21 protein-coding genes and 1 pseudogene are annotated in these 24,218 nt (G+C 34.9%); 15 read left to right on the top strand and 7 right to left on the bottom strand.

Going from position 1 to position 24,218, the window contains the following annotated elements:
* Positions 1 to 8: 8 nt before the first annotated feature.
* The 4 genes from NSS97_RS24575 to NSS97_RS24560 all read left to right on the top strand — a co-directional run bounded on the left by NSS97_RS24575 (position 9) and on the right by NSS97_RS24560 (position 4,316).
* Positions 9 to 707 (top strand): response regulator transcription factor, encoded by a 699-nt coding sequence (locus NSS97_RS24575; protein ID WP_044443814.1) that lies wholly within the window; start codon positions 9 to 11, stop codon positions 705 to 707.
* Positions 700 to 1,806, top strand: coding sequence for a HAMP domain-containing sensor histidine kinase (locus NSS97_RS24570; protein ID WP_002164874.1), 1,107 nt, complete (start codon positions 700 to 702; stop codon positions 1,804 to 1,806). Before NSS97_RS24575 ends, NSS97_RS24570 begins: the two co-directional genes overlap by 8 nt.
* Before the next feature lie 82 nt (positions 1,807 to 1,888).
* Positions 1,889 to 2,749, top strand: a complete 861-nt coding sequence (locus tag NSS97_RS24565) for a D-alanyl-D-alanine carboxypeptidase family protein (RefSeq protein WP_107887296.1) — start codon at positions 1,889 to 1,891, stop codon at positions 2,747 to 2,749.
* Positions 2,750 to 3,749: 1,000 nt separating this feature from the next.
* A complete protein-coding gene (locus NSS97_RS24560) occupies positions 3,750 to 4,316 on the top strand; it encodes a hypothetical protein (protein ID WP_341114254.1) in 567 nt (188 codons plus the stop codon).
* An 81-nt stretch (positions 4,317 to 4,397) separates the two neighbouring features.
* On the opposite strand, the pseudogene NSS97_RS24555 reads toward NSS97_RS24560, so the two are convergent.
* A pseudogene (locus NSS97_RS24555) lies at positions 4,398 to 5,259 on the bottom strand (IS3 family transposase); the annotation flags it as partial.
* A gap of 236 nt (positions 5,260 to 5,495) precedes the next feature.
* Between NSS97_RS24555 and NSS97_RS24550 the strand changes: the two are divergent.
* The 7 genes from NSS97_RS24550 (at position 5,496) to NSS97_RS30535 (ending at position 11,957) form a co-directional block, all read left to right on the top strand.
* On the top strand, positions 5,496 to 6,596 hold the full coding sequence (locus NSS97_RS24550) for an amidohydrolase/deacetylase family metallohydrolase (protein WP_107887299.1): 1,101 nt from the start codon (positions 5,496 to 5,498) through the stop codon (positions 6,594 to 6,596).
* On the top strand, positions 6,574 to 7,677 hold the full coding sequence (locus NSS97_RS24545; protein ID WP_016120964.1) for a DgaE family pyridoxal phosphate-dependent ammonia lyase: 1,104 nt from the start codon (positions 6,574 to 6,576) through the stop codon (positions 7,675 to 7,677). The genes NSS97_RS24550 and NSS97_RS24545 overlap by 23 nt, the downstream gene beginning before the upstream one ends.
* Before the next feature lies 1 nt (position 7,678).
* Positions 7,679 to 8,434, top strand: coding sequence for a 2-dehydro-3-deoxy-phosphogluconate aldolase (gene dagF / locus NSS97_RS24540; RefSeq protein WP_341114253.1), 756 nt, complete (start codon positions 7,679 to 7,681; stop codon positions 8,432 to 8,434).
* A complete protein-coding gene (locus NSS97_RS24535; protein WP_341114251.1) occupies positions 8,427 to 9,443 on the top strand; it encodes a sugar kinase in 1,017 nt (338 codons plus the stop codon). The genes dagF and NSS97_RS24535 overlap by 8 nt, the downstream gene beginning before the upstream one ends.
* Positions 9,443 to 10,168: a UTRA domain-containing protein gene (locus tag NSS97_RS24530; protein WP_107887302.1), complete on the top strand. Its 726-nt coding sequence runs from the start codon at positions 9,443 to 9,445 to the stop codon at positions 10,166 to 10,168. Before NSS97_RS24535 ends, NSS97_RS24530 begins: the two co-directional genes overlap by 1 nt.
* Before the next feature lie 65 nt (positions 10,169 to 10,233).
* Positions 10,234 to 11,559, top strand: coding sequence for a gluconate permease GntP (gene gntP / locus NSS97_RS24525; RefSeq protein ID WP_002167483.1), 1,326 nt, complete (start codon positions 10,234 to 10,236; stop codon positions 11,557 to 11,559).
* A 179-nt stretch (positions 11,560 to 11,738) separates the two neighbouring features.
* A complete protein-coding gene (locus NSS97_RS30535) occupies positions 11,739 to 11,957 on the top strand; it encodes a YjcZ family sporulation protein (protein ID WP_044443832.1) in 219 nt (72 codons plus the stop codon).
* A 54-nt stretch (positions 11,958 to 12,011) separates the two neighbouring features.
* On the opposite strand, the gene NSS97_RS24510 is transcribed toward NSS97_RS30535, so the two are convergent.
* The 6 genes from NSS97_RS24510 to NSS97_RS24485 form a co-directional block, all read right to left on the bottom strand.
* Entirely contained in the window at positions 12,012 to 13,991 is a 1,980-nt protein-coding gene (locus tag NSS97_RS24510) for an ABC transporter permease (protein WP_341114247.1), read from the bottom strand.
* Positions 13,988 to 14,740: an ABC transporter ATP-binding protein gene (locus NSS97_RS24505; protein ID WP_000393251.1), complete on the bottom strand. Its 753-nt coding sequence runs from the start codon at positions 14,738 to 14,740 to the stop codon at positions 13,988 to 13,990. The genes NSS97_RS24510 and NSS97_RS24505 overlap by 4 nt, the downstream gene beginning before the upstream one ends.
* Positions 14,741 to 14,759: 19 nt before the next feature.
* A complete protein-coding gene (locus NSS97_RS24500; RefSeq protein ID WP_107887303.1) occupies positions 14,760 to 16,718 on the bottom strand; it encodes an FtsX-like permease family protein in 1,959 nt (652 codons plus the stop codon).
* A 67-nt stretch (positions 16,719 to 16,785) separates the two neighbouring features.
* On the bottom strand, positions 16,786 to 18,765 hold the full coding sequence (locus tag NSS97_RS24495) for an ABC transporter permease (protein ID WP_341114244.1): 1,980 nt from the start codon (positions 18,763 to 18,765) through the stop codon (positions 16,786 to 16,788).
* Positions 18,766 to 18,859: 94 nt separating this feature from the next.
* Entirely contained in the window at positions 18,860 to 19,882 is a 1,023-nt protein-coding gene (locus NSS97_RS24490) for a sensor histidine kinase (protein WP_002015836.1), read from the bottom strand.
* A gap of 2 nt (positions 19,883 to 19,884) precedes the next feature.
* Positions 19,885 to 20,580, bottom strand: coding sequence for a response regulator transcription factor (locus tag NSS97_RS24485; RefSeq protein ID WP_000276730.1), 696 nt, complete (start codon positions 20,578 to 20,580; stop codon positions 19,885 to 19,887).
* A 208-nt stretch (positions 20,581 to 20,788) separates the two neighbouring features.
* Here NSS97_RS24485 and NSS97_RS24480 point away from each other — a divergent pair, with 208 nt between their 5' ends.
* From NSS97_RS24480 to NSS97_RS24465, 4 genes are all read left to right on the top strand, one after another.
* Positions 20,789 to 21,061, top strand: a complete 273-nt coding sequence (locus NSS97_RS24480) for an autorepressor SdpR family transcription factor (protein ID WP_002089211.1) — start codon at positions 20,789 to 20,791, stop codon at positions 21,059 to 21,061.
* The gene (locus NSS97_RS24475; protein WP_044443843.1) at positions 21,058 to 21,693 is read left to right on the top strand and encodes an SdpI family protein; all 636 of its coding nucleotides are present in this window, start codon (positions 21,058 to 21,060) and stop codon (positions 21,691 to 21,693) included. The genes NSS97_RS24480 and NSS97_RS24475 overlap by 4 nt, the downstream gene beginning before the upstream one ends.
* A 160-nt stretch (positions 21,694 to 21,853) precedes the next feature.
* Positions 21,854 to 22,570, top strand: coding sequence for an ABC transporter ATP-binding protein (locus NSS97_RS24470; RefSeq protein WP_107887305.1), 717 nt, complete (start codon positions 21,854 to 21,856; stop codon positions 22,568 to 22,570).
* Positions 22,560 to 24,134, top strand: coding sequence for a putative ABC transporter permease subunit (locus NSS97_RS24465; protein WP_341114242.1), 1,575 nt, complete (start codon positions 22,560 to 22,562; stop codon positions 24,132 to 24,134). The genes NSS97_RS24470 and NSS97_RS24465 overlap by 11 nt, the downstream gene beginning before the upstream one ends.
* The last annotated feature ends 84 nt before the right edge of the window (positions 24,135 to 24,218 follow it).

Below are 24,218 nucleotides of genomic sequence, written 5' to 3'. Positions count from 1 at the left end.
GGACTAAAATGAAGCACATTTCAATTTTAATAGCTGATGATGAAGCGGAAATTGCTGATTTAATTGAGATACATTTAGAAAAAGAGGGTTACCACGTCGTTAAAGCAGCTGATGGAGAAGAAGCCATGCATATTATTCAAACGCAGCCAATTGACTTAGTGGTTTTAGATATTATGATGCCGAAAATGGATGGGTATGAAGTGACGAGGCAGATTCGCGGCAAGCACCACATGCCAATCATTTTCTTAAGTGCGAAAACATCTGATTTTGATAAAGTGACAGGTCTTGTATTAGGTGCAGATGATTATATGACAAAGCCTTTCACACCGATTGAATTAGTCGCACGTGTAAATGCACAACTGCGTAGATTTCTTACGTTAAATCAGCCGAAAGTAGCGGAGAATAAATCTGCTTTAGAAATAGGCGGAGTCGCTATTGATCCTGAGCGAAGAACAGTAAATGTGTACGGAGAGCCGATTGAATTAACACCAAAAGAATTTGATATTTTATATGTATTAGCAAGTCATCCGAAGAAAGTGTACAGTGTGGAAAATATTTTTCAGCAAGTATGGGCTGAAGGGTATTACGAAAGTGGAAATACAGTTATGGTACATATCCGTACTTTGCGAAAAAAGCTTGGGGAAGATAAAAGAAAGGATAAGTTAATAAAAACAGTGTGGGGGGTAGGTTATACTTTCAATGGCTAAAACGATGAGAAGCTTTCGCTCGAAGATGATTATGCTATTTGCGTTAAGTATGATATTAGCTGGTGGCGTAACGTATTTAATTTATGAGGGGCTACGTCTCTATTATAAATTAGCAGTTCGTTATGAGGATCCTTTAGCCCAATTTCGTTCAATGGTAAGACAAATTGGGGACATTAATTTCTTTTTAATTGTATTTATTCCTCTGTCCATTATGTTTTTCTTCTTCCTTACTAGACCGTATTTAAAATATTTTGATGAGATTTCGAACGGGATTCATCATCTTGCGAACGGAGATTTTTCAAATCAAGTTCGTGTTTCATCAAATGATGAGTTTGGATATATCGCACGCGAAATTAATGTAGCAAGTGAAAAATTAAAAGAAGCGGTTGAACGAGGAGACTTTGCGGAAAGTAGTAAAGATCAGCTCATTGTCAACTTAGCTCATGATTTAAGAACGCCGCTAACATCTGTTTTAGGGTATTTAGATTTAATTCTTAAAGATGAGAATTTGACGAAGGAACAAATTAAACATTTTTCCACAATTGCTTTTACGAAATCCGAAAGGCTTGAAATCTTAATTGATGAATTATTTGAAATAACGAGAATGAATTATGGCATGTTGCAAATTGAAAAAAGACCAATTGATATAAGTGAATTACTTATACAGTTAGATGAAGAATTATATCCGTTATTAGAAAAAAAAGGTTTAGAAGCAAGATTGAATATGGATTCGCATTTACCTATTAACGGTGACGGGAAATTGTTAGCTCGAGTATTTGAAAATCTTTTAACGAATGCGATTCGCTATGGATACGATGGAAAGTTTGTTGATGTGAACGGATATATTGATCATGAAGAGGTAGTTGTACAAATTATTAATTACGGCGATAGCATTCCAGAAGAAGATTTACCATATTTATTTGATATGTTTTATACAGGTGATAAGGCGAGGTCAGAGCAACAGGGCGGAACAGGCCTTGGGCTATTTATCGCAAAAAATATTATCGAACAGCATGATGGGACAATCTCTGCTGAAAGTAACGTAATTAGAACGATATTTGAAGTGAGATTACCAAAAGAAGAGAGCAAAGCAATTTAATAAAAATTTAAACTTTACCCCACTTTTTATTTTAATAGTTTTTTCTATTCTATACGTAAGTTACGTTAAGGAGGAACTAGAAATGAAAAAGTGGGTATTTATTTCTCTTTTTATAGTATGTACAGCATGTGTAGGCTTTTATATATCACCAGTATTTCAAAAGGAGATCGATGTTAAAATTGCAGAAAAAGATTACAAAGTAAAAGCCGCGAACACTGAAAAGATAGAGGTCACAAAGGAACAAATTTATAAAGGGGATCTACTATTAGTTAATAAAGATTACCCGGTTAAAAAAGATAGTGTTAGGTCCGATATTATAAATGTAAATCACAATAGTGAATTAGTAAGAGGCTATGTAATATTTGATAGAAATCTTCGCTTATCAAAGGGTGTTGTAAAAAAGTTTTTGAACGTTGTCGATGCAGCTGGGAAAGATGGAGTACAGCATTTCTTAATGAGTAGCGGTTACCGAGATTTGCAAGAACAAAGTAAATTATATAAAGAAATGGGATCTGATTATGCACTTCCAGCAGGATATAGTGAACATAATTTAGGATTATCACTCGACGTTGGGTCTACTCAAAAGAAAATGGAGAAAGCTCCTGAAGGAAAATGGATTGAAGAGAACGTATGGAAGCACGGATTTGTTTTACGTTATCCGAAAAATAAAAGTGATATTACGGGCATTCAATATGAGCCGTGGCACATACGTTATGTCGGCTTACCACATAGCGCAATTATGCAAAAAAAGAAGATTACGTTAGAGGAATATTTGGACTTTTTAAAAGAGGAAAAAGAAGTTTCAACTGAGGTTGAAGGTAAGAAATATACGGTTTCTTATTATAAAGTTTCAGATCGTATGAACGTGAATGTTCCAGTAAATAAGCAATATGAAATTTCGGGGAACAATATGGACGGGGTTATTGTGACGGTTCAAGAATAGAGATTCCTTTGAGATAAAGTTTCACTTTATCTCGAGAACACTAAGTAGTTACTAAATAGTATATAAAATGATCTAATGTCAACTTTAAGTCTTTATTTTCTTTTTTAATTTTATAAATTAATCTATAAAGAAATCATAATTACTGTAACATAATCTTCTATAACGGTATCCTGTAGGTTTGAAATAAAGTTTGATTAAAAACACTTCAAATACTCATGCTTTACTATAAAAAAAGAAACCATTTTGAAAAATTTTTGATTCAAATGGTTTCTTCTATAGCAGATTTAAGTTTGGTTTTTATAAAAGGTTTAGTCATCTTCTATCTGTGTTATTCAACACTCGTGCTTGATTGTTGAATAACATGACTGGCGTTTGTTAAACAAATTTATTATCTCTGTACATAATAATAGAAAAAGCAATGTTCATATGAGGAGATTGTAATTAATACGTTCTCAAAGGCTTTAATTCAAAGTAAAAAAGATCGGGGCCTCATCAATATTCTTTAGGCATATATACTCTTGACTATTGGTGATGATGTTCTTGTATAGGTATAGTATATTGTATGTCCTCTTCGATTTTATCTGCTTGTCAGTATCCATACAAAGGGAAAGTATAAAATATTCTCTAAAAGGTCTATTAATCTTGTTATTCATTAGAATATTTTAATAGTAATATATATACAACCATATAATAATAAAAGTCCAAAAACATCAATAACAAAATCTTTAATAGTTATTGGTTTGAAAATTAAAGTCTTTATAAATAATAAACTAGCCATTATATAAAATATACTTTGTTCTTTAAATAAAACATATAAAGAAACTGATATTGCAATGATAACAATACTAATGTTTCTATCTGTATTACTAACAGCACTTCTAAACATTTCGCCACCGCATTTTACATTTTTTTGAAAAAAAGGTAATTTTCATCTTGATTTATATAATATTTACTATAATATATATTATATACAGAAAATTCTAAAAAGGAATGTGTAGAAATGTTTAGAAAAATCCCTAAGGTTTTAACTGTATTCACTTTACTAACGACAAGCTCTCTTGTTTCTATCAATCAATTTGCAAAGGCTGATGAAACTGATCAAATAAATATTACAGAAGAAAATAATTTATCCACACTAATTTATTCCGGTTCGGAAGAAGATGCGCCCTTATTTAAACCTAGTATTCCTCAAATAAAACCTGACAAAGATTCTCCACAAAGAGCTGTAATTGCTGATGGTAGTTATAATTGGAGATATTTAAATACATATTATGAAAGTAATGTATTTTCCAATACAGGTACAAGCTGGTTAATAGCAGCTGTTAGTGGTGGAATTTCAGGATGGGCTGCAAAAATAATTCTTAAACCAGTATGGTCAGGTGTTGTGGGTAATCTAGTTGGAAAAGCTTCTTCAGATTTAAAAGTAGGTACAAATTATTGGTGGACAGTAAAAAAATATGTAGACAAAGATGCTTATAATGTCTATGTAAAATATGATATTAAAATTTATTCTAATTCAAGTAGAACAAAGTTAGTAAAATCTTATGTCCAAGTTCATAAAATTTAAAACTATATTCAACTAATATAAAAAACCTAATTATTGAAGCGAACCCTGAAAACGGAACACATATCAAAACACCTAAACCATCTATTCCCTATATTCTTTAGGGGATAGGTGGTTTAACTTTTCTTGAATTCGCATACAATGGTAGTAATGAATGTATTCTAGCACAATCTTTCGCACAGTTGTGTTGGATAATTTTATTATCTTTTGTGAATAGAAAGCTTCGCTTTTTAAATGACCAAAGAAGCTTACCATGAAGGCATTATCATGGTAATTTCCTCTCCGGGACAGGCTGGTGATAATGCCTTTTTCTTTGGCATACGCTTGAAATTCCTTCACAGTATAAATACTCCCCTGATCTGAGTGAAGGATGACATCTTTTACTTTTCGCCCTCTCATTGCTTGTTTTAATGTCTTCATCGCTAATGTTAGAGTTTGTGATTCACTGATGACATAACTAATAATTTCGCGATTAAAGGCATCCATAATCGTTGATAAATACAATGTACGCTCTTCAAATAATAGGTAGGTTACATCCGTAAACCACTTTTCACTTGGGGCTGACGATTCAAATTGACGTTCTAATCGATGAGGAGTTACAGCTGGTTCCGCACCATTGATATATTTCTTTTTCTTACGAGGTACTTTCGAGAGTATATGATATTGGTTCATGATTCGTAATACTTTTTTATGATTGACACACAGCCCCATTTTTCGAAGAGCGGTGTTCACTCTTCGATACCCATATCGTAATTTATGCCTAAGACAGAACGTCTTTACTTTCTCTTCTATATCGTCTTTAGGGCATTCTGTTGTCTGTAACCAACGATAAAATGTGGAACGTGGTAATATCTAATATTTTACACAGTTCTTGTACGGTTAATTTTGTTTTTAATTCATTTCATAGAGTAATAACGATATGTGGTTTCAGCTCCTTGCGATTTCCAAATGATTCATTTGTCCATGACTAAAACCATGTTTTTTAACAGAAATATGTAATTTTTTAAGCATTTTTCCACTAAATCTTTATCTAGCGGAGGAATAGATGTGTAATTAAACATTATAACGTTATATTTACTCCCTCCTTTTTTTGTGATACTCTAAATATGTGAAAAAGATATAAAATGAAACTTTAATGTAAGCGTATTCTTATGGCTTCTTATAGAAAAGGGTGGAAATACAATGACAGAACGATTCGTGCTACGTAATGTGAAGCGTGTGAACGGGGAAGAGATTGACATTGTAGTTGAAAATAATAAAATCGCACAGGTGACGAAAGCTGGTGCTGGCGAGGGTGGAAAGGTTCTTGATTACTCAGGTACTTACGTATCGAGTGGATGGATTGATTTGCACGTTCATGCTTTTCCAGAGTTTGATCCGTATGGCGATGAGGTAGATGAAATTGGCGTTAAGCAAGGGGTAACGACAATTGTTGATGCGGGAAGCTGCGGGGCTGATCGCATTGCGGATTTAGTATTAAGTAGAGAACAGGCAAAAACGAATTTATTTGCCTTTTTAAATATTTCTCGCATCGGTTTGAAACGAATTGATGAATTATCCAATATGGAATGGATAGATAAAGAGAAAGTAATAGATGCAGTAGAAAAGTATAAAGATGTAATCGTTGGATTAAAAGCGAGAATGAGTAAAAGTGTCATTTGTGATAGCGGAATTGAACCGCTGCACGTAGCGCGCTCTTTATCTCGTGAAACATCATTGCCGATTATGGTACATATCGGTTCAGCGCCTCCACGTATAGAGGAAGTTGTACCTCTTTTAGAAAAAGATGATGTCATTACACATTACTTAAACGGGAAAGAAAATAATTTATTTGATGAAGAAGGAAAACCGATATCTGTGTTATTAGATGCAGTGAAACGCGGTGTTCATTTAGATGTTGGTCACGGTAATGCTAGTTTTTCTTTTAAAGTAGCAGAAGCGGCGAAGCGTCACGGTATTGCCTTTAATACAATTAGTACAGATATTTACCGGAAGAACCGTATACACGGTCCAGTGTATAGTATGGCTCACGTTCTTTCGAAATTCCTTTACTTAGGTTATCCGCTAGAAGAAGTAATTGATGCGGTGACGAAAAATGCGGCAGAGTGGCTGAAGAAACCAGAGCTTGGCCGTATTCAAGAAGGGGATATTGCAAACTTAACTTTATTTACGGTGAAAGATGAACCGATTACGTTAATTGATTCAGAAGGGGATCAGCGCATTGCTGAAAGAAGAATTGATACGAAAGGGGTTGTAATCAATGGGTCATTCATTGAATGCTAAGTACGGATTAAAAAGAGTTATTAATGCGAGTGGTAGAATGAGTATTTTAGGTGTATCCGCTCCGACAGATACAGTGATGGATGCGATGAAGCATGGTGGACAAAATTATGTGGAAATTGCCGATTTAGTAGATAAAGCGGGAGACCATATTGCGAGAATTTTAGATTCAGAGGCAGCGGTCGTTGTGAACTCAGCATCGAGTGGAATTGCGCTTTCTATCGCTGGTATCGTTACAGAAGGAAATCGCCGTAAAAGTGAAAGACTTCATCAAGAAGTAATCCTGAAAAACGAAGTGATTATGTTAAAAGGTCATAACGTCCAATACGGTGCTCCTGTTGAAACGATGATTTATTTAGGCGGAGGTAAGTTAGTTGAAGTCGGTTACGCAAATGAAGGAAAAGCGGAACATATTGAAGATGCAATCGGCGAAAATACAGCTGCGATTCTGTATGTAAAATCCCATCATGCAGTACAAAAAAATATGATTTCTGTTGAAGAAGCATGGGAAGTTGCGCAGCGAAATAACGTACCACTTATCGTCGATGCGGCAGCTGAAGAAGATATTCAAAAGTATGTGAAGTATTCAGACCTTGCAATTTATAGCGGTTCAAAGGCAATTGAAGGACCTACTTCTGGTATTGTCGGCGGGAAACGAAAATATATTGAATGGCTAAAAGTACAATTACATTGCATCGGAAGAAGTATGAAAGTTGGGAAAGAGACGACTTTCGGTTTACTTCAAGCGCTTGATGAGTACGGAGTAAAAGAAGATAAGAGTGAACAAGAAAAAGAGTTGTTACAAGTACTTATGCCGCTGAAAGAGTTAAACGGTGTAAATGTAACGATCGTTCAAGATGAAGCTGGAAGAGCAATTTTTAGAGCGCGTATTCATATTAACGAGAACGAATTAAATAAAACTGCAAAAGATGTTGTGACCGCGTTACGCGAAGGGGAAATCGCAATTTACACACGTGATTACGGAGTAAGACAAGGGTTCTTTGATATCGATCCACGTCCACTTCAAGGCGATGACATACATGTGATTGAAGAAAAAATGAGAGAAATTGTAGGGGGAAACTAAGATGACAAAAATTCAAAAACGTTTTTATAAAGGCCGCGTAGCATTAAATGTATTAGCGAACAATACCCGAAATGCGAAAGACATTTTTGAAGCAGCAGAAGGTTATGTAGTAGTCGGTGTGTTATCAAAAGATTATCCAACAGTAGAAGAAGCAGTTACAGCGATGAAAGCATACGGAAAAGAAATTGATGACGCTGTATCAATCGGACTAGGAGCAGGAGATAATCGCCAAGCGGCAGTTGTAGCTGAAATTGCGAAGCATTATCCTGGTAGTCATATTAACCAAGTGTTCCCTTCAGTAGGAGCGACGCGCGCAAATCTTGGCGACAAAGATAGCTGGATTAATAGTTTAGTATCACCTACAGGAAAAGTAGGTTACGTAAATATTTCTACTGGCCCAATTAGTGCGGCTGGGGAAGAAAAAGCAATCGTTCCAATTAAAACAGCAATCGCACTTGTACGTGATATGGGTGGGAATTCATTGAAATACTTCCCAATGAAAGGCTTAGCTCATGAAGAAGAATATCGCGCTGTTGCGAAAGCATGTGCGGAAGAAGGATTTGCATTAGAGCCAACGGGCGGAATTGATAAAGAAAACTTTGAAACAATTGTACGTATTGCATTAGAAGCAAACGTAGAGCAAGTTATCCCGCACGTGTACTCTTCTATTATTGATAAAGAAACTGGCAATACGAAAACAGAAGATGTTCGTGAATTACTAGCGGTCGTGAAGAAGTTAGTTGATCAATATGCGTAAGAAGATTGCAGCATTCGGTGAAGTAATGATGCGCCTGCAAGTGCCAGGATATGAATTGCTATCGCAAGCAAACACGCTAAATTACTCATTTTCTGGTACAGGTGTGAACGTCGCAGCAGCACTTTCTCATCTAGGGAATGAAGGGCTTCTTATTTCAACTTTACCGGAAAATTCGGTTGGAGATGCGGCGGTATCGCACATTCAAAAACTAGGGATTCAAGCATCGTTTATTTCAAGAGGCGGTAAATATGTTGGTATGTACTTTTTAGAAAATGGATTTGGAGCACGCGCAAGCCGCGTTACATATTCGAACCGATTAGAAAGTAGTTTCAATACAGCATCTGAAGAGATGTACCAATTTGAAGAAATCGCAAAAGAAATTGATATCGTTCATTTTTGCGGAATTACACTTGCGATGAATGATACTGTGCGCCATCATATGAAATCTTTGGCGAAGGCAGTTAAAGAAAATGGAGGCACTGTTGTCTTTGATTGTAATTATCGTCCATCGCTTTGGGGAGAAGATGGGTATGAACAGGCGAAACCTCATTATGAAGAAATGCTAGGCCTTGCCGATATTGTAATGATGAATGAAAAAGATGCGATGTTTGTTCTCGGAATGAAAACGGAAGAGACGGAGCGAGAATCACAGCTTGTTGATCTTATTCCAAAAGTCGCTGAAATATATAATATCGCTACAATTGCTGGGACACATCGTTCTATTAATAGCGATAATACACACTCACTTCGCGGATTCATATGTAAAGATGGGACGTTCACTTTTGCCAAAACACTTACGTTTTCTGTATATGATAGAATAGGTGCTGGAGATGCTTATACGAGCGGAATTATTCATGGCGAGATAGAAGATTTTGCACCAGAGAAAGCTGTTTCATTTGCGTCAGCAGCTGGAATGCTTGCACATACAATCGTCGGTGATACGCCAATGTCATCAGAGAAAGATATACTTCGGGTAATGACGGCATCAGTAGGTGATGTAGAAAGGTAGTGGGTGTAACGGTGAACGTAACGAGAAAAAGAGGTCCATTATATTTACAAATTAAAAATATTATTCGTGATCGAATATTACATGGTGTTTATGCCATTCATACAAATATTCCTTCTGAACCACAATTAGAAGAAGAGTTCAAAGTGAGTAAAATTACAGTGCGAAACGCAATTAAAGAACTCGTTCAAGAAGGATATTTAGAAAAGAAAAGTGGTAAAGGAACGAAAGTCATTCGAAATACTTCTGCGACAAAGCTTTCAAAGGGAAAGAAATTTACAGAAGTGTTAGTGGAAGAAGGCTATAAAGTACAAAAGAAATTGCTAAAGGCAGAAGTGGTTCATAATGAAGAAGAAACAGTACCATTTCGTTTGTTTGGTAAAGAGAGTTTTCGTATTGAGCGTCTATATGCTTTAAATGATACTCCGTACATTCATTATACGCACTATTTCTCAGCACAAATGGCAAGTACAGACTTAGCGGACTTTGACTTACAATCGCTTTATGATCTAGTCGAGGACCGTGGTATACATTTAGAAAACTTCAGAGATGAATTTGCTGTTGGATTTGCGCCTAATTTCGTTGCAGAAGCGTTAGGAGAAAAAGAGGGAACAGCGTTATTAAAACGTATGCGCTATTCTTACGATGAAGTTGGCGAAGTAATTGAATATAGTGAAGGCTACTACAATACGGAAATGCAGCATTACGTTGTAAATTATGATGTGTAAAAAGTGAAGAGGGACCAATTCCCTCTTTTTTTGTAAAAAATTTTCATATCGAAGGGGAATGGGATATGGATATATACTTATTAATCGTCACGTTAATTGCGATCGCAATTGTTATTTTAGGGGTATCGTGGTGGAAGTGGCATGCATTTATTAGTTTAACAGTTGCTAGTCTATTTTTAGCTATTATGTCTGGGTTGAACTTGACCAAAATTGTTACTGCCTATGAAACTGGTGTTGGTAGTGTACTAGGGCATTTAGTTGGTATTTTGGCTCTCGGAACAATTTTAGGGAAAATGATGTCCGATTCAGGGGCTGGCATGCAAGTAGCAGATTTCTTCATTCGATTCTTCGGGGTGAAAAAATTACCTTGGGCAATGTTATTCGCCGGATTTGTTATAGGTATTCCAGTGTTTTTTGAAGTGGGAATCGTCATTTTATTACCACTTGTTATTTCAATTCGAAAAACAACGAAACAAAATATATTGTTAATTGCGTTACCTGTTATTGCTGGATTATCGATTGTACATGGGCTAGTGCCGCCGCATCCAGGTGCGATGACAGCAATCGGTATTTATAATGCGAATTTAGGAAAGGTACTATTGTATTCATTAATTATCGCGTTACCAACAGCAATTATCGCAGGACCGGTATTTGCAAAGTGGGTACATAAGAGGGTTATACCTGAAAATGAACCGGAGCTTGTTCGAGTTACGACAGTATCAACTGATTTACCGAGTCGTAAAGTTTCATTTTTTATTATTTTACTGCCAGTAGTTTTAATGATTTTATCAGTAGTCGCACCATATATTTCATTACCGAAAAAAATAACTGAATTTTTAGTATTTGTAGGAAGTCCGGTAATCGCTTTACTTATTTCATGTTTCGCAGCGTTTTATTTGCTTGGTATAAAACAAGGAATTAATAAAAAGATGATTAAAAAATTAACAGATGAAAGTTTACTACCTGTCGGTTCCATTATTTTAATAATTGGTGCAGGCGGTGGATTTAAACAAATATTAATTGAAAGCGGCGTTGGAACAGCCATCGCTCAAATGGCAGAACACATTTCATTATCACCAATCGTCTTAGCGTTCATGGTAGCGGGATTAATCCGAATTGCAACAGGTTCAGCTACTGTAGCATTAACGACAGCAGCGGGAATTGTTTCACCGGTTATTCAGCACATGTCTGGTGTAAATTTAGAATTACTCGTTATTGCAACCGGTGCAGGTTCATTAATGTTTTCTCACGTAAATGATGCAGGATTCTGGCTTGTAAAAGAGTATTTAGGTTTGACAGTAAAAGAAACGTTTAAAACGTGGACGGTGCTGGAGACATTGTTATCATTTATTGCATTCGGCTTTGCGCTTTTACTTAATATGTTTGTTTAGAAGAAGGGGGTGCCTATTTAAAGGTATCCTCTTTTTGTGTTGGGGCTCTTTTCATGAAACAAGCCCGTTTTTAGGAGTGCCAAGCTTCCTATTTGCCCTGAAAACATAATATAAATGGAATCCCCTCATTTAGAGCAAGACGATCTTGTTATGAATGATACTAAAGGAGGAATAGAGTAATGAGCGAAAAGTGTGAACACAGACATGATGATTGTAACCGCAGACATGATGATTGCGACCGTAGACGTGGGTGCGGCGGCGGTTTTGCGCTTCTAATCGTATTGTTTATTTTATTAATCATTATCGGTGCTAGCTGCTTCGGCGGAGGCGGCGGCGGTTATGGTGGTTACGGCGGTTATGGTGGCTATGGCGGCGGCTATGGTGGATATTGCTGCTAATTATTTAAAAACTATTGAAAATAGCCTTGTGCAATATGCACAAGGCTATTTTATTCATATTTTTATATGCTGTGATAATTTATTAATGTACAGAGAGCGGATTAAGAAAAAGAAAACAATCTCGATAATCCCGAAAAAGGTGAGTACAATCAGTAACTCTTTTAGTAACGAGAAAGAAAACATGCTTTGTAAAAACTTAACCGCAAATAACGTGTGAACACCAGCAACGATGTAAGGAACGAAAAATAAAATTCCTAATTGAATCGTTGCGGAGCGAAACATTTCTGATTCAGTTAAGCCCAGTTTTGTAATCGTAATGTACTTTTGTTTTTCATTCGTTAAGTCGTTATACATACGGAAGTATAAAACGCTAGCCGCACCGATAAAGAAGATAAAGCTAAGAAATGCCCAAATAAAGAATTGAGCAACTGCATTTTCTTTATTATGGAGTAACTCATCAGTAGCTGTATAAATATTAAAAGGGACGGGAGATGCATGCTTATCGTCTTTATGTGCCTCATAATATTTTTCGGTGTCATTACTAATACTTTTTAATATATTTTTCGTTGGAATAATTGCATTTTCCCAATTATCCACGAAGTAGTTATAAACTGTAATGGTTTCAATATGAGGAATCATAGTATCGATTGCATAATCTTGCATAATAACTAAATTTGCTAATGCAAATGGTGGTGCTATTCCTTTGTTAATAAATCCCTTTATATAAAACTCCTTTTTATTGGATTCAAGCGTAATTGTATTTTGTTTTACAAATGGATTTGATACAAGGTTTAATAGCTCTGGTGAATAGCCAGAAATAATGTAAACTTCTTTTGAATCAAGGGTGATTGTAGGTCTCTTTAACTGCTTAGCAATTTCGTTATAATCACTCATTTTCATAATTGCAATCTCTTCTTTTGAAGCATTATCTTTTAAAAGCGTAAATTTATATTTTTTATATTGAAAATGAGCATTGGAAAGTTCGGATTCAATAGTATTAACGTGCTTTCGTTCAAGGGAATGATCCCCTTCTAATTTGTATGTGAAGGGAATAGGATATCGCTCTAGTATCGACGCTTTTGTATTATTATTCGCAGCAAATAGTCCGATAATAATCGTAAATGCAAGCGCAGATAGCATAGAAACGATAAAGAGTACATTAATATTACTACGGGTACGAGCAACTAAGTCTGAAATCCATAACATGTTTATTTGTTTCAAATAAAACTTTCTACGCTTCTTTAAAATATAGATAAAAAGAAGAAATGTTTGTGAAAAGAAAAAATATGTTCCGACTACTACGAGTGGCAAAATAGATAATATAATAAAGAAGACAGATCCGTTTTGCACATTTTTTTCGGTTACGTAGCCTTGTGGATAACCAGCAATATAATAACATAACCCTAAACAAGTTAAAGCAAATATCGAAATGATTATAGACGGCCTTTTTTCGGCTGTCACTTTCTTGTTCCCTTTAATAAGATGGACTGTTTTACGAGTCCGAATAAACATAGGTGTAAATGTAGAAACGATTAAAAATAAAATGATAAACGTTACGGTTGTCACGATAATCGCTTCTGTTGGCCAATATAAATAGAGACCTTTCGCACTTGTTAATTTTGAAGTGACTAATAAGAAAAAATTAGAGAACACTAGGCCACCTTGTATACCGATAAAGATGGACAATGTCCCGATTATCATGTTTTCAGTAAATAACAGTCTTTTTAATTGTTTCTGTGAGATACCGAGAATCGTGAGTATCCCGAATTGCTGCTTCCGTACATTTAAAAATGTTCCAATTGAATATAAGAGAAAGAAGAACGAGAACATAACAATCACAAGCTGTGCTGTACTAGCTAAGTTCATTAGAGGATCCCGTTCTTGAAAGCTTTGTACATTTTGTAAGCGCGGATGATACGCGTATACAGTAAATGAAAAGAAAACCATGATAGAAAAAGCACTACTTACAAAATAAGCAAAATATGCTTTAGAATTACGCGAGACATTTTTAAATGCAAATTGCCAAAACGTCATCCACGCCTTCCTCCTAATAATGCTAAAACATCTAATATTTCTTGATAAAATTTCTCGCGATATAGTCCGCGGTGTAATTCATTGTAAAGCCCACCATCTTTAATGAAAATAACGCGGTTACAATAACTTGCTGCAAACGGATCATGAGTAACCATTAAAATTGTGGCATCCTCTTCTTTATTTAATTTCGTAAATAGCTCCATTACATCAATTGCTGCTTTCGAATCTAAGTTTCCTGTCGGTTCATCCGCAAGTAGAAGTGACGGATGATGAATAACAGCGCGTGCTACCGCGGTACGCTGTGCTTGTCCTCCAGAAACTTCAAAAATACGCTTGTCCAAAATATGATCAATTCCAAGTTTCTTTGAAATGTTATCGAGTTTTTCGTCCATCTCTTTTAAAGGAACATTATCTAAAGTTAAAGGCAGTACGATATTTTCACCGATTGTTAGTGTATCTAATAGGTTAAAGTTTTGGAAAACAAACCCTAACTCTTGGCGGCGGAAAATAGCTAGTTTCTCTCTACGAAATGTGTGCGGTTTTTTTCCATTAATCACGACATCACCAGAAGTAGGGGAGTCAATTGTAGAGATAACGTTTAAAAATGTAGATTTACCGCTACCAGATGGTCCCATGATAGCAACAAATTCTCCTTTATCTACATGTAAATTTATATTTTTTAAAGCAGTATGAGGGACCTTTCCTTCATACACTTTTGAGACGTTTTTTATGTGTAATACTTCTTCCATAATAATCACCTTTCTATTTTTAAAACTTAATATGTTGTGATAATTTTTGCATATAAAAGGAACGAATTAAAAGGAAAAAGATAATTTCAACCGTTCCAAAGATTACAAGTACAACTGTAATCTCAGCGAATAATGATAGATGTAATATCTCTTGTAACATCTTTGTCGCAAACATCGTATGGATCGATGCCATAATGTAAGGAACAAAGAAAAGAATCGCAAGTTGAATTGTAGCGGATTGCTTCATTTCGACTTCTGTTAAACCGATTTTTGTAATCGTTATATACTTTTCTTGCTCATTTGTTAAATCTGTATACATACGGAAGTAAAGAACACTGCCAGCTCCGATAAAGAAAATAACACCTAGGAAAGTACCAATTAAGAAAAACGAAGCAACATTTAATTTTGTTTTGTATAGAGAATCGCTTGCTTCACTTGCATGAAACGGTGGATGTTCTGCCTGAATAGCTGCATTGTCAGTATCAATTTTTGTTATAAATGCTGAACCGATATTATGTGCCTTTTCCCAATCTGGAACTTTGAAGCTATATAGACTCATCTGTTTTGAAGCGGTTGATAAGGCTTCTACATTTTCATCAGATAATACGAGTAATTGGTATATTAAGCTGTTTGGGAAGGGGTTATAACTTTTATATTCTTTCACTTGTAGTTGTAAATTGTTTTGAGTAAGTGGAAGAATATTTTTCTCTTCTTTAGTATGAATTGTTCCAATAACTTGATCGTCTAAGTCTTTCATAAGAATATAAGATTCATTCTTATTCACCGTGAGAGTTTCCCAGCTTAATGCTTTAGCAAGTACATTATAGTCACTTTGTTTAATGGCATAATAGAGCTGTGAGTTATCCTCAGCTGAAGATACTTCATATATGTCGGTTTTAAATTTTGTATAAGTAAAGTGCTCTTCGTTAAATTTTTGTTCTAACCAATTTAAATGTTCATCGGCAAGCGTATTTTCAGTATGTGATAAATAAGTAAACGGGAAAGGATTTTGCCTTATTTCATCAAACTTTGTGAATTTCCCAAACCCATATAAGAATGTAATCATTGTGAAAGCGAGTGTCGATAACATCGTCACGATAAAGAGCATGTTAATATTTGTCCGAATCCGAGTTGCTAAATCAGAAACCCAAAGCATATTAATACGTTTCATATAAAATTTTCTTCTCGTCTTTAATATGCGAATGAGTAAGAAGCTAATTTGTGAGAAGAAAAAATATGTCCCAGCTGCAGCAAGTGATGGGATGACAAATATACAGGAGGCAGCGTACAAAAGCCCAGCGATATCTCCTAGTGACATAAAATATAGTGGGTTTGCTGCTAAAACATATCCAGATATTAAACATATCGCACCAAAGAGAGAGATGAGTACAGATGCTTTTCTTTCTTTTTGTTTTGTTCCTTCTTTTAAAAGACGTACAGCTTTTCTCGTACGGATTAGCATCGGTGTAAAAGATGATACGAGAATGAAGAGTCCAAGAAAGATAATTATAGTTAAAACGATAGCAGCTGTAGGCCACCAATATAAATATAAACCAGGCACATGCGTAATTTTGGCGGTAACTAATAAAAAGAACTGTGAAAAGACAAGGCCAAATTGAATGCCGAAAAATATGGATAGGCCACCAATTAGCATGTTTTCTAGAAATACGAGCCTCTTTAATTGCTTTGGAGATATGCCAAGTACTGTTAAAATCCCGAACTGTTTTTTTCGTACTTTTAAGAAAGTACCGATTGAATATAGTAAAAAGAAAAATGAAAAGAATACAATGACAACTTCTGAGATTGTCATTAATATGTTCAGAGCAGCATTCACGCCTGTCATATGCAATTTAGGATGAAATAAATAAACTGCAAACGAGAAGAAAATTGCAATGGAAAACGCACTACTTACAAAATAGGCGAAATAAGCTCTGGCGTTCCGCGTCACGTTTTTAAATGCAAACTGCCAAAATGTCATGCGCCTAAACCTCCTAATAGGTTGAAGATGAAAGAGTATGAGAGATACTCTTTTCATAAAGTTTGTTTTAAATATTTTGCCCACTAGTATACTGGGATAGTTTTTGCATATAAAGCGAACGAATGAATAAGAAAAATAGGATTTCAACGACTCCAAAAATAATAAGAACAGCTGAAATTTCTTTGAACAAAGATAAACCAATTACATCTTGAAGCATTTTTGTTGCGAACATTGTATGAATGGACGCCATAACGTACGGAACGAAAAATAAAATGCTAAGTTGAATGGTTGCAGATTTTTTCATCTCTGCATCTGTTACACCAATTTTTGAAATTGCTACATATTTTTCTTGTTCGTTCGTTAAATCTGTATACATTCTGAAGTAAAGAACGCTACCTGCTCCAATAAAGAAAATGACACCTAAGAATGTCCCGATTAGGAAGTATGCGGCACTTCCTGATGTTATTCTATATAGTGACCCTGCCGATTCAAAGGAGCGAATAAGAGGTCCTTTGTACTGGGATTTATCTCGATCTTTTTGCACCTTTTCTATAAAATCATCTGCAATTTTATACGTTTTTTCCCAGTTTTGTACTTTATAATTGTACGCTGATACATGTTTAGTTGTATTGGGGAAATTTTCTACAACAGCATCAGGTAAAACTAACGTTTGATATGAAAAGGTAGATGGAATTGCATTCACATATTCATAGCCTTTTACTCGTAATTTCGTATTTGTGCTAGAGAGTGTAATGTAGTCTCTGTTGTAGCTTTGCTCAAACTCATTAAATATGGTGATATAAGATGTCCCTGTTAAAACATATGCTTCGTTATCATCCATGAATAGTTGTTTTAATTGTAAAGAATCCGCAAGTTTGTTATAGTCACTTTGCTTAATTGCATATACGTCATTATAAATGGCTATACCTTGATCTTCTTTTAATGGTGCTTCATATAAATCAGCGTTTATTTTCTCATAAGAGAAATTTTCCCTTTGTAATTGCTGCTCAAGCCAATTCAAGTGTTCTGTAACAAAAGGATTCGCATCATAAGAAAAATAAGAAATTGGAAAAGGTGAAGTTTTAGTAACATCTAGTTTAATAAATTTCCCGAATCCATATAAAAACGTAATCATTGTAAAAGCGACGGTAGATAGCATGGCCACAATAAAAAGCATATTAATATTTGCTCGAATACGGTTTGCTAAATCAGATATCCAAAGCATATTTATCCGTTTCATATAAAATTTTCTTCTTTTTTTCAAAATATAAATAAGTGAAAAACTAATTTGCGAAAAGAAAAAATACGTTCCCATTGTAACAAACGTTGGGATTACGAAGATACTTGAAACCATGTATATAACACCTATTTGCGGGCTTACTGAGACAAAATATTTAGGATTTCCAGCTAAAGCATAGCCGCCTAATAAACAGATAGCACCAAATAAAGAAATAAATATGGATGGTTTTCTTTCTTTTTGTTTTCCACCATTTGTTTTTAAAAGGTGTACCGCTTTTTTTGTACGAATAAGCATTGGTGTGAATGCAGATACAATGATAAAAAGACTAAGAAAAACGATGGTCGTTAAAATGATTGCGTTAGTAGGCCCGTATAAATATATACCTGGTACGTGCGTAATTTTCGCTGTCACTAATAAGAAAAATTGCGAAAAAACAAACCCAAACTGTATGCCGAAAAAGATAGATAAAATACCAATTAACATATTTTCCGTAAAAACGAGACGATGTAATTGCTTTTTCGATATACCTAAAATGGTTAAAATCCCAAATTGTTTTTTACGAACTTTTAAAAATGATCCAATCGAATATAGTAAAAAGAAGAAAGAGAAGAAAACAATTACTACTTCTGAAAATATCATTAACCCTGAAATTTCAGAGATCATATTGAAGTTTTGTAATTTCGGATGAAATAAATAAACAGCAAACGAAAAGAACACAGCAATGGAAAAGGAACTACTTAAAAAATAGGCAAAATAAGCTCTTGAGTTGCGCGTTACATTTTTAAATGCAAACTGCCAAAATGTCATAATATATGCCTCCCGTTAGCAGGCATATATGTAGTCTTATTGCAAAAAATGTATGAGAGTAAATTCTCATACATTTTGCTAGCATATGTTATGGTCATGCTTCGGTCACCTTCTCCGTGTTTTCTGCTTGATTGTTTGCAGCGTTGTGGAAGATGATTTTAATCGTCGTTCCTTTACCAACTTCAGAGTCTAGTTTCACAGAGTGACCTAAATAATCACAAATTTTACTTACAATATAAAGCCCCATACCAGTAGATTCTCCGAATGCACGACCGTTTTTTCCAGTGTAAAAAGGTTCAAATACTCTTCGAATATCTTCTTGCGGAATACCAACGCCTTCGTCACGAACTTCCAAAATAATATCTTTACCATTGCGATAAGCTGATAAGAAAACTTTCTTTCCGCGCTCACCAGAGTAGCGAACTGCATTTGTCATTAACTGATAAATGATGAACTTTAGCCATTTCGCATCAGAAGCAACCTTTAAATCTGAATGAACTTCTAAAACGGGGAAGACTCCGTTTCGAATGAATAATTCTTTCAATCCGTTAATATTTTTTGTCACAGCATCTTTTAATGAAATCGTCTCAACATGGAAGTCTTCATGGAAGTTATTTAGCCTTGCCATATATAAAGCCATATCGAGTCCTTGATTTAATCGTTCTAATTCTTTTTTGAATTTCGGGATTAAATGTTCATCTTCCATTTCAAGCACCATAAGCTGCATAACAGAAACAGGCGTTTTCATTTGATGCACCCAATGGTTAATAAATAATTGGTGTTCTTGCTGTTTTACTTCGAATGTTTGTAGGTCTTTTTGGAATAGACGATATTGCGTACGAACGAGCTCGTTTACACCGTGTGGCATAGGAGCAGTCGCTCTTTCAATAAACGCATCTTCCAGTTTCTCTGGTGGTTCACTTAATCTGTGATACATTCTACGGTTACGAACGTAACGATAAGCGAGGAAACAGATGAATAAGTATAAACTTAAAACGATGAAGTAAAACTTATTATTTTGAAATCCGTCTACTGCATCATAAAGAACGAAAATGATTCCGAAGTTTAATACATATAGTAGGAAAAATGCAAAATGATCACGTAAAAATAGTTTCATGCTTATTCACTCCAAGTTGCGTTAAAACGATACCCAAGTCCACGTACTGTTTCAATAGCATTTTCAATACCAAGCTCATTGAACTTTTTACGAAGACGCGTGATATTTACGTTTAATGTATTTTCCTCAACGAAGCTTTCGTCGTCCCAAAGAGCGGCTAGTAAATCTTCACGACTCGCTGTACGAGGAAATTTAGATAACAACATTTCTGCTAAAATTGCTTCTTTCTTCGTTAAAAGAACTTGCTCAGCGCCGAAATGAATTTCTGGACGCTCAGGGAATAGTTTTAGTCCTTCAACTTCAACGATACGCTCAGAAATATTTGGTGCATAATCACCGTAAATACGGCGTAATTGCCCTTTAATTTTTGCCATTACAACGTCGTAGTGGAACGGTTTTGTAATGTAATCATCCGCACCGCTTTCAATCGCCATAATTTGCTCCATTTCACCTGCGCGTGCCGAAATGAAAATAATTGGACAAGTAGATTCATGGCGAATTTGACGGCACCAGTAGAATCCATCGAATTTCGGTAAGTTTACATCAAGTAAAACAAGATGTGGTTTCACAGCGTTAAACGATTCCATAATATCATCGAAGTTCTCCGCAACAACAGCATCATAGCCATATTTTTGAATGTGAGATTGTAGTAATGATGAAATATTTGGATCGTCTTCAACGATTAAAATTTTATACATATGTATATTCCTCCTAAAAAAACAATTGTAGCTATAGTGTATCATGTGTTTCTCGTCTTTTCATTATGTTGAAATATAAGCTAGTAAACAATATAGGTCAAAAGTGGAAAAAGTAAAAAGGGCTAGGGATACAATTGACAATTAACTGAAAATATTTTAACATTTAGATAAATATCTAAATGTCTAATTATCGAAAGGAAGAAAGACATTGAATCAAGCATTTAAAGCATTAGCAGACCCGACAAGGCGAAAAATTTTAGACTTATTAAAAGAAGGCGATTTAACAGCTGGCGAAATTGCTGAACAGTTCAATATGACAAAGCCAAGTATTTCTCATCACCTAAATGCGCTTAAAAATGCTGAACTTATCCAAGATGAAAAAAGAGGACAATTCGTTATGTACTCTTTAAACACAACTGTATTTCAAGATTTATTGACTTGGGTGTTTACGTTTACGAATAAGGGGGAAGAGGGGAAATGAAAAAACATCTTTTTGCAATTCTATTAATTGTTATAACTTGTTTGGCATGGGCATTTGCTTGGCCACATTTACCGGATACAATTGCGACGCATTGGAACGGCGGTAAGGTAGATGGTTATTCGTCTAAACTTTCCGGAATGATTTCTATGGTTGGAATTATGATTGCGTTATATGTATTTCTAAATGTGATACCAAAGATTGATCCAAGGAAAGCAAATTACGAGAAATTTTCTAAAGCTTTTATGATGATGAATAACGGGATACTATTGCTACTATTTGTAGGAAATATAGATATTATTACAAGTGGACTAGGATATAATTTATTCATTAATCGAGTTCCAGAATTATTAGTTGGTGTTTTATTTTTAGTGATGGGTAATTATTTACCGCAGTGTAAGCCTAACTTTTTCGTTGGGATGCGTAATCCTTGGACGTTAAGTAATGAAGAAGTATGGCGGAAAACACATCGATTTAGCGGAAAAGTATTTGTAGCTTTAGGACTTATTATGATTATAAGTGTTTTCGCGCCAGCTGATTGGAGATCTTATATAATGCTTGGAATTATAGTAGTTGCTGTCATCATAACGAATTTATATTCTTATGTTTTGTATAAAAAAGAAATGCAATTGTGAGCAATAAGGGATTGAACTGTACTAGTCAAATTTTATATTTATAGTTTCTATGTGTTAAGAAATTTTAATACTCGGTGGGGATAACGAAAAAGCTCGCTGAGTAAATTTTTTGCTTTCAGGTCTGAAAATTCAGTTAAAAAGATAGTTTGGGGGAAATCACATGTTAGAAATTATAAATTTTAGCAAGACATACAAAGGTGGTAAGAAAGCAGTAGATCTTTTAAACATTACTGTTCAAGCAGGAGATATCTTTGGATTTATTGGGCATAACGGTGCGGGGAAAAGTACAACAATTAAGTCGTTAGTAGGAGTTATAGATTTTGAAGAGGGTGAAATTTTTGTTGATGGACATTCAGTAAAAAAGGATCCGATTGCATGTAAGAGAGTAATGGCGTATATTCCCGATAATCCAGATTTATATGAGCAATTAACAGGAATTCAATATTTAAACTTTGTTGCGGATGTATTTAAAGTGCCGGTGAAGGATCGGGAAGAACAGATCCAGAAGTATGGGGATGCCTTTGAGATTACACCTTACTTGGGAGACTTAATATCTTCTTATTCGCATGGGATGAAACAAAAAGTAGCGATTATATCGGCGGTTTTACATAAACCGAAATTATTAGTTTTAGATGAACCTTTCGTTGGTCTTGATCCAAAGGCAGCCGTAGTATTGAAAGGTATTATGAAAGAGCTTTGTGAAAAAGGAAGTGCGATTTTCTTTTCTACGCACGTTTTAGATGTAGCGGAGAAGTTATGTAATAAAATAGCGATGATTAATAGAGGGAAATTAGCACTTTCAGGGGAAGTGAATTCTTTAATAAAGGAAGGATCATTGGAAGAGCTCTTTATGAAGGAGCTTGCTAATGAATATTAGTAGTCTAGGTCTTTTAAAAATCCGCTTGATAACGCAGCTTGGTTTAAATACTTTTAAATACGAAAAAGATAAAAAGAAGAAGCAGAATAAGATTTTACTGTCAGCATCTATTGCCTTAGTTGGTGTCATGTTAATGCTATATTGTGGGGCCTCGGCATATGGGTTGGTGAAGCTAGGAATAAGTGAAATTATCCCAGTTTATGCACTAGTTATTAGCAGTGTATTGACGTTGTTTTTCACTATATTTAAGGCAAATGGAGAGATTTTTGCTTTTAAGGATTACGATTTTTTAATGTCATTACCGATTCGTGTAAGTACAGTTATTACAAGTAGGTTTTTGTATTTATATTTGCTGAATACGATCTTTTCAATCATAATCATGCTCCCAATGGGAGTTGTTTATGGCATACATGAGAGGCCATCAGTTTCTTTTTACTTTATGTGGTTCATCAGTATGTTTATAGCATCTTTAATTCCAACAACAATAGCAGCGATTTTTGGAGCTGCTATTACGGCAATCGCTTCTAAATTTAAAAATACGAATAAAATAACTACGACTTTAAGTTTTATAGTAATTATTACATTCGGTTTCTTTATGCTAAAAAGCGGAAATGCTCAATATAGTCTTAATGATATGAACGGAATAGGTGCAATTATTTCAGAGCAACTAACTAAAGTGTATCCATTAGCTAACATGTTTCAAAAAGCAATTGTTCATGCTGATATTGTAGCTTTCATCCTGTTTGTTGGGATATCGGTTATTTGGTATTATCTTTTTGTAAAAATCCTTTCGTTAAAATATAAGCAAATAAATACAGAGATTACCACTTATCATATGCTTTCAAATTATGAGATTCATAGCATGAGAAAAGAAAGTGTATTGGCCGCATTGTATAAAAAAGAACTGAAGCGTTTCTTTTCCTCTACAGTGTATGTGGTAAATAGCGGAATGGGAGTTGTGATGGCGCTAGCTTTCGCACTAGCTATAGTTGTAGTAGGGCCAAGTCAATTAATAGCGTATCCTGGAATTGAGCCTCTGTTGCAAAAGATTGCTCCATTTGCTATTTCAGCAGCGATTTCGATGACGTGTACAACATGTGTGTCATTGTCTTTAGAAGGAAAAAATGTATGGATTATTAAGTCGTTGCCTATAGCGCCAAAGATGATTTATGACAGTAAAATTCTTATGAATCTTTCATTAAGTATACCTGCATCACTTATTAGTGCTGTATTACTGATAATAGGGTTAAAACTAGATGTTTGGAGTTCTCTTTTCATCGTAATAACACCGATAACATATTCATTATTTTCGGCAGTATGGGGGATTTTTATTAATAATCGATTTGGTTATTATGATTGGGTATCAGAAACTCAAGTAGTAAAACAAAGTATAGGATCGTTTGTCGGTATGTTCGGTGGCTTAATTATGGCTGTTATACCTGCCTTGTTAATCGGTACTGCTACGATCTCGAACTACAGAGTGTTTACTTTTGGAGTTGTTATAGTACTTACGATTGTTACTATTTTCTTGTATAAGAACGAGTCGAGAAGAAGTATAAAATAAAGTTAATGTCATATTCGTATTTTGTTTGTAAAGAAGAAGTTAAAATAAAAAAGCTACTGCTCCTTTGAAAGGAGCAGTAGCTTT

The sequence above is a fragment of the Bacillus sp. FSL R12-0074 genome (assembly GCF_038005725.1).
Classification (GTDB): domain Bacteria; phylum Bacillota; class Bacilli; order Bacillales; family Bacillaceae_G; genus Bacillus_A; species Bacillus_A mycoides.
Note: the sequence above shows the minus strand (reverse complement) of the source record. Positions and strands in the feature narration are given on the sequence as shown.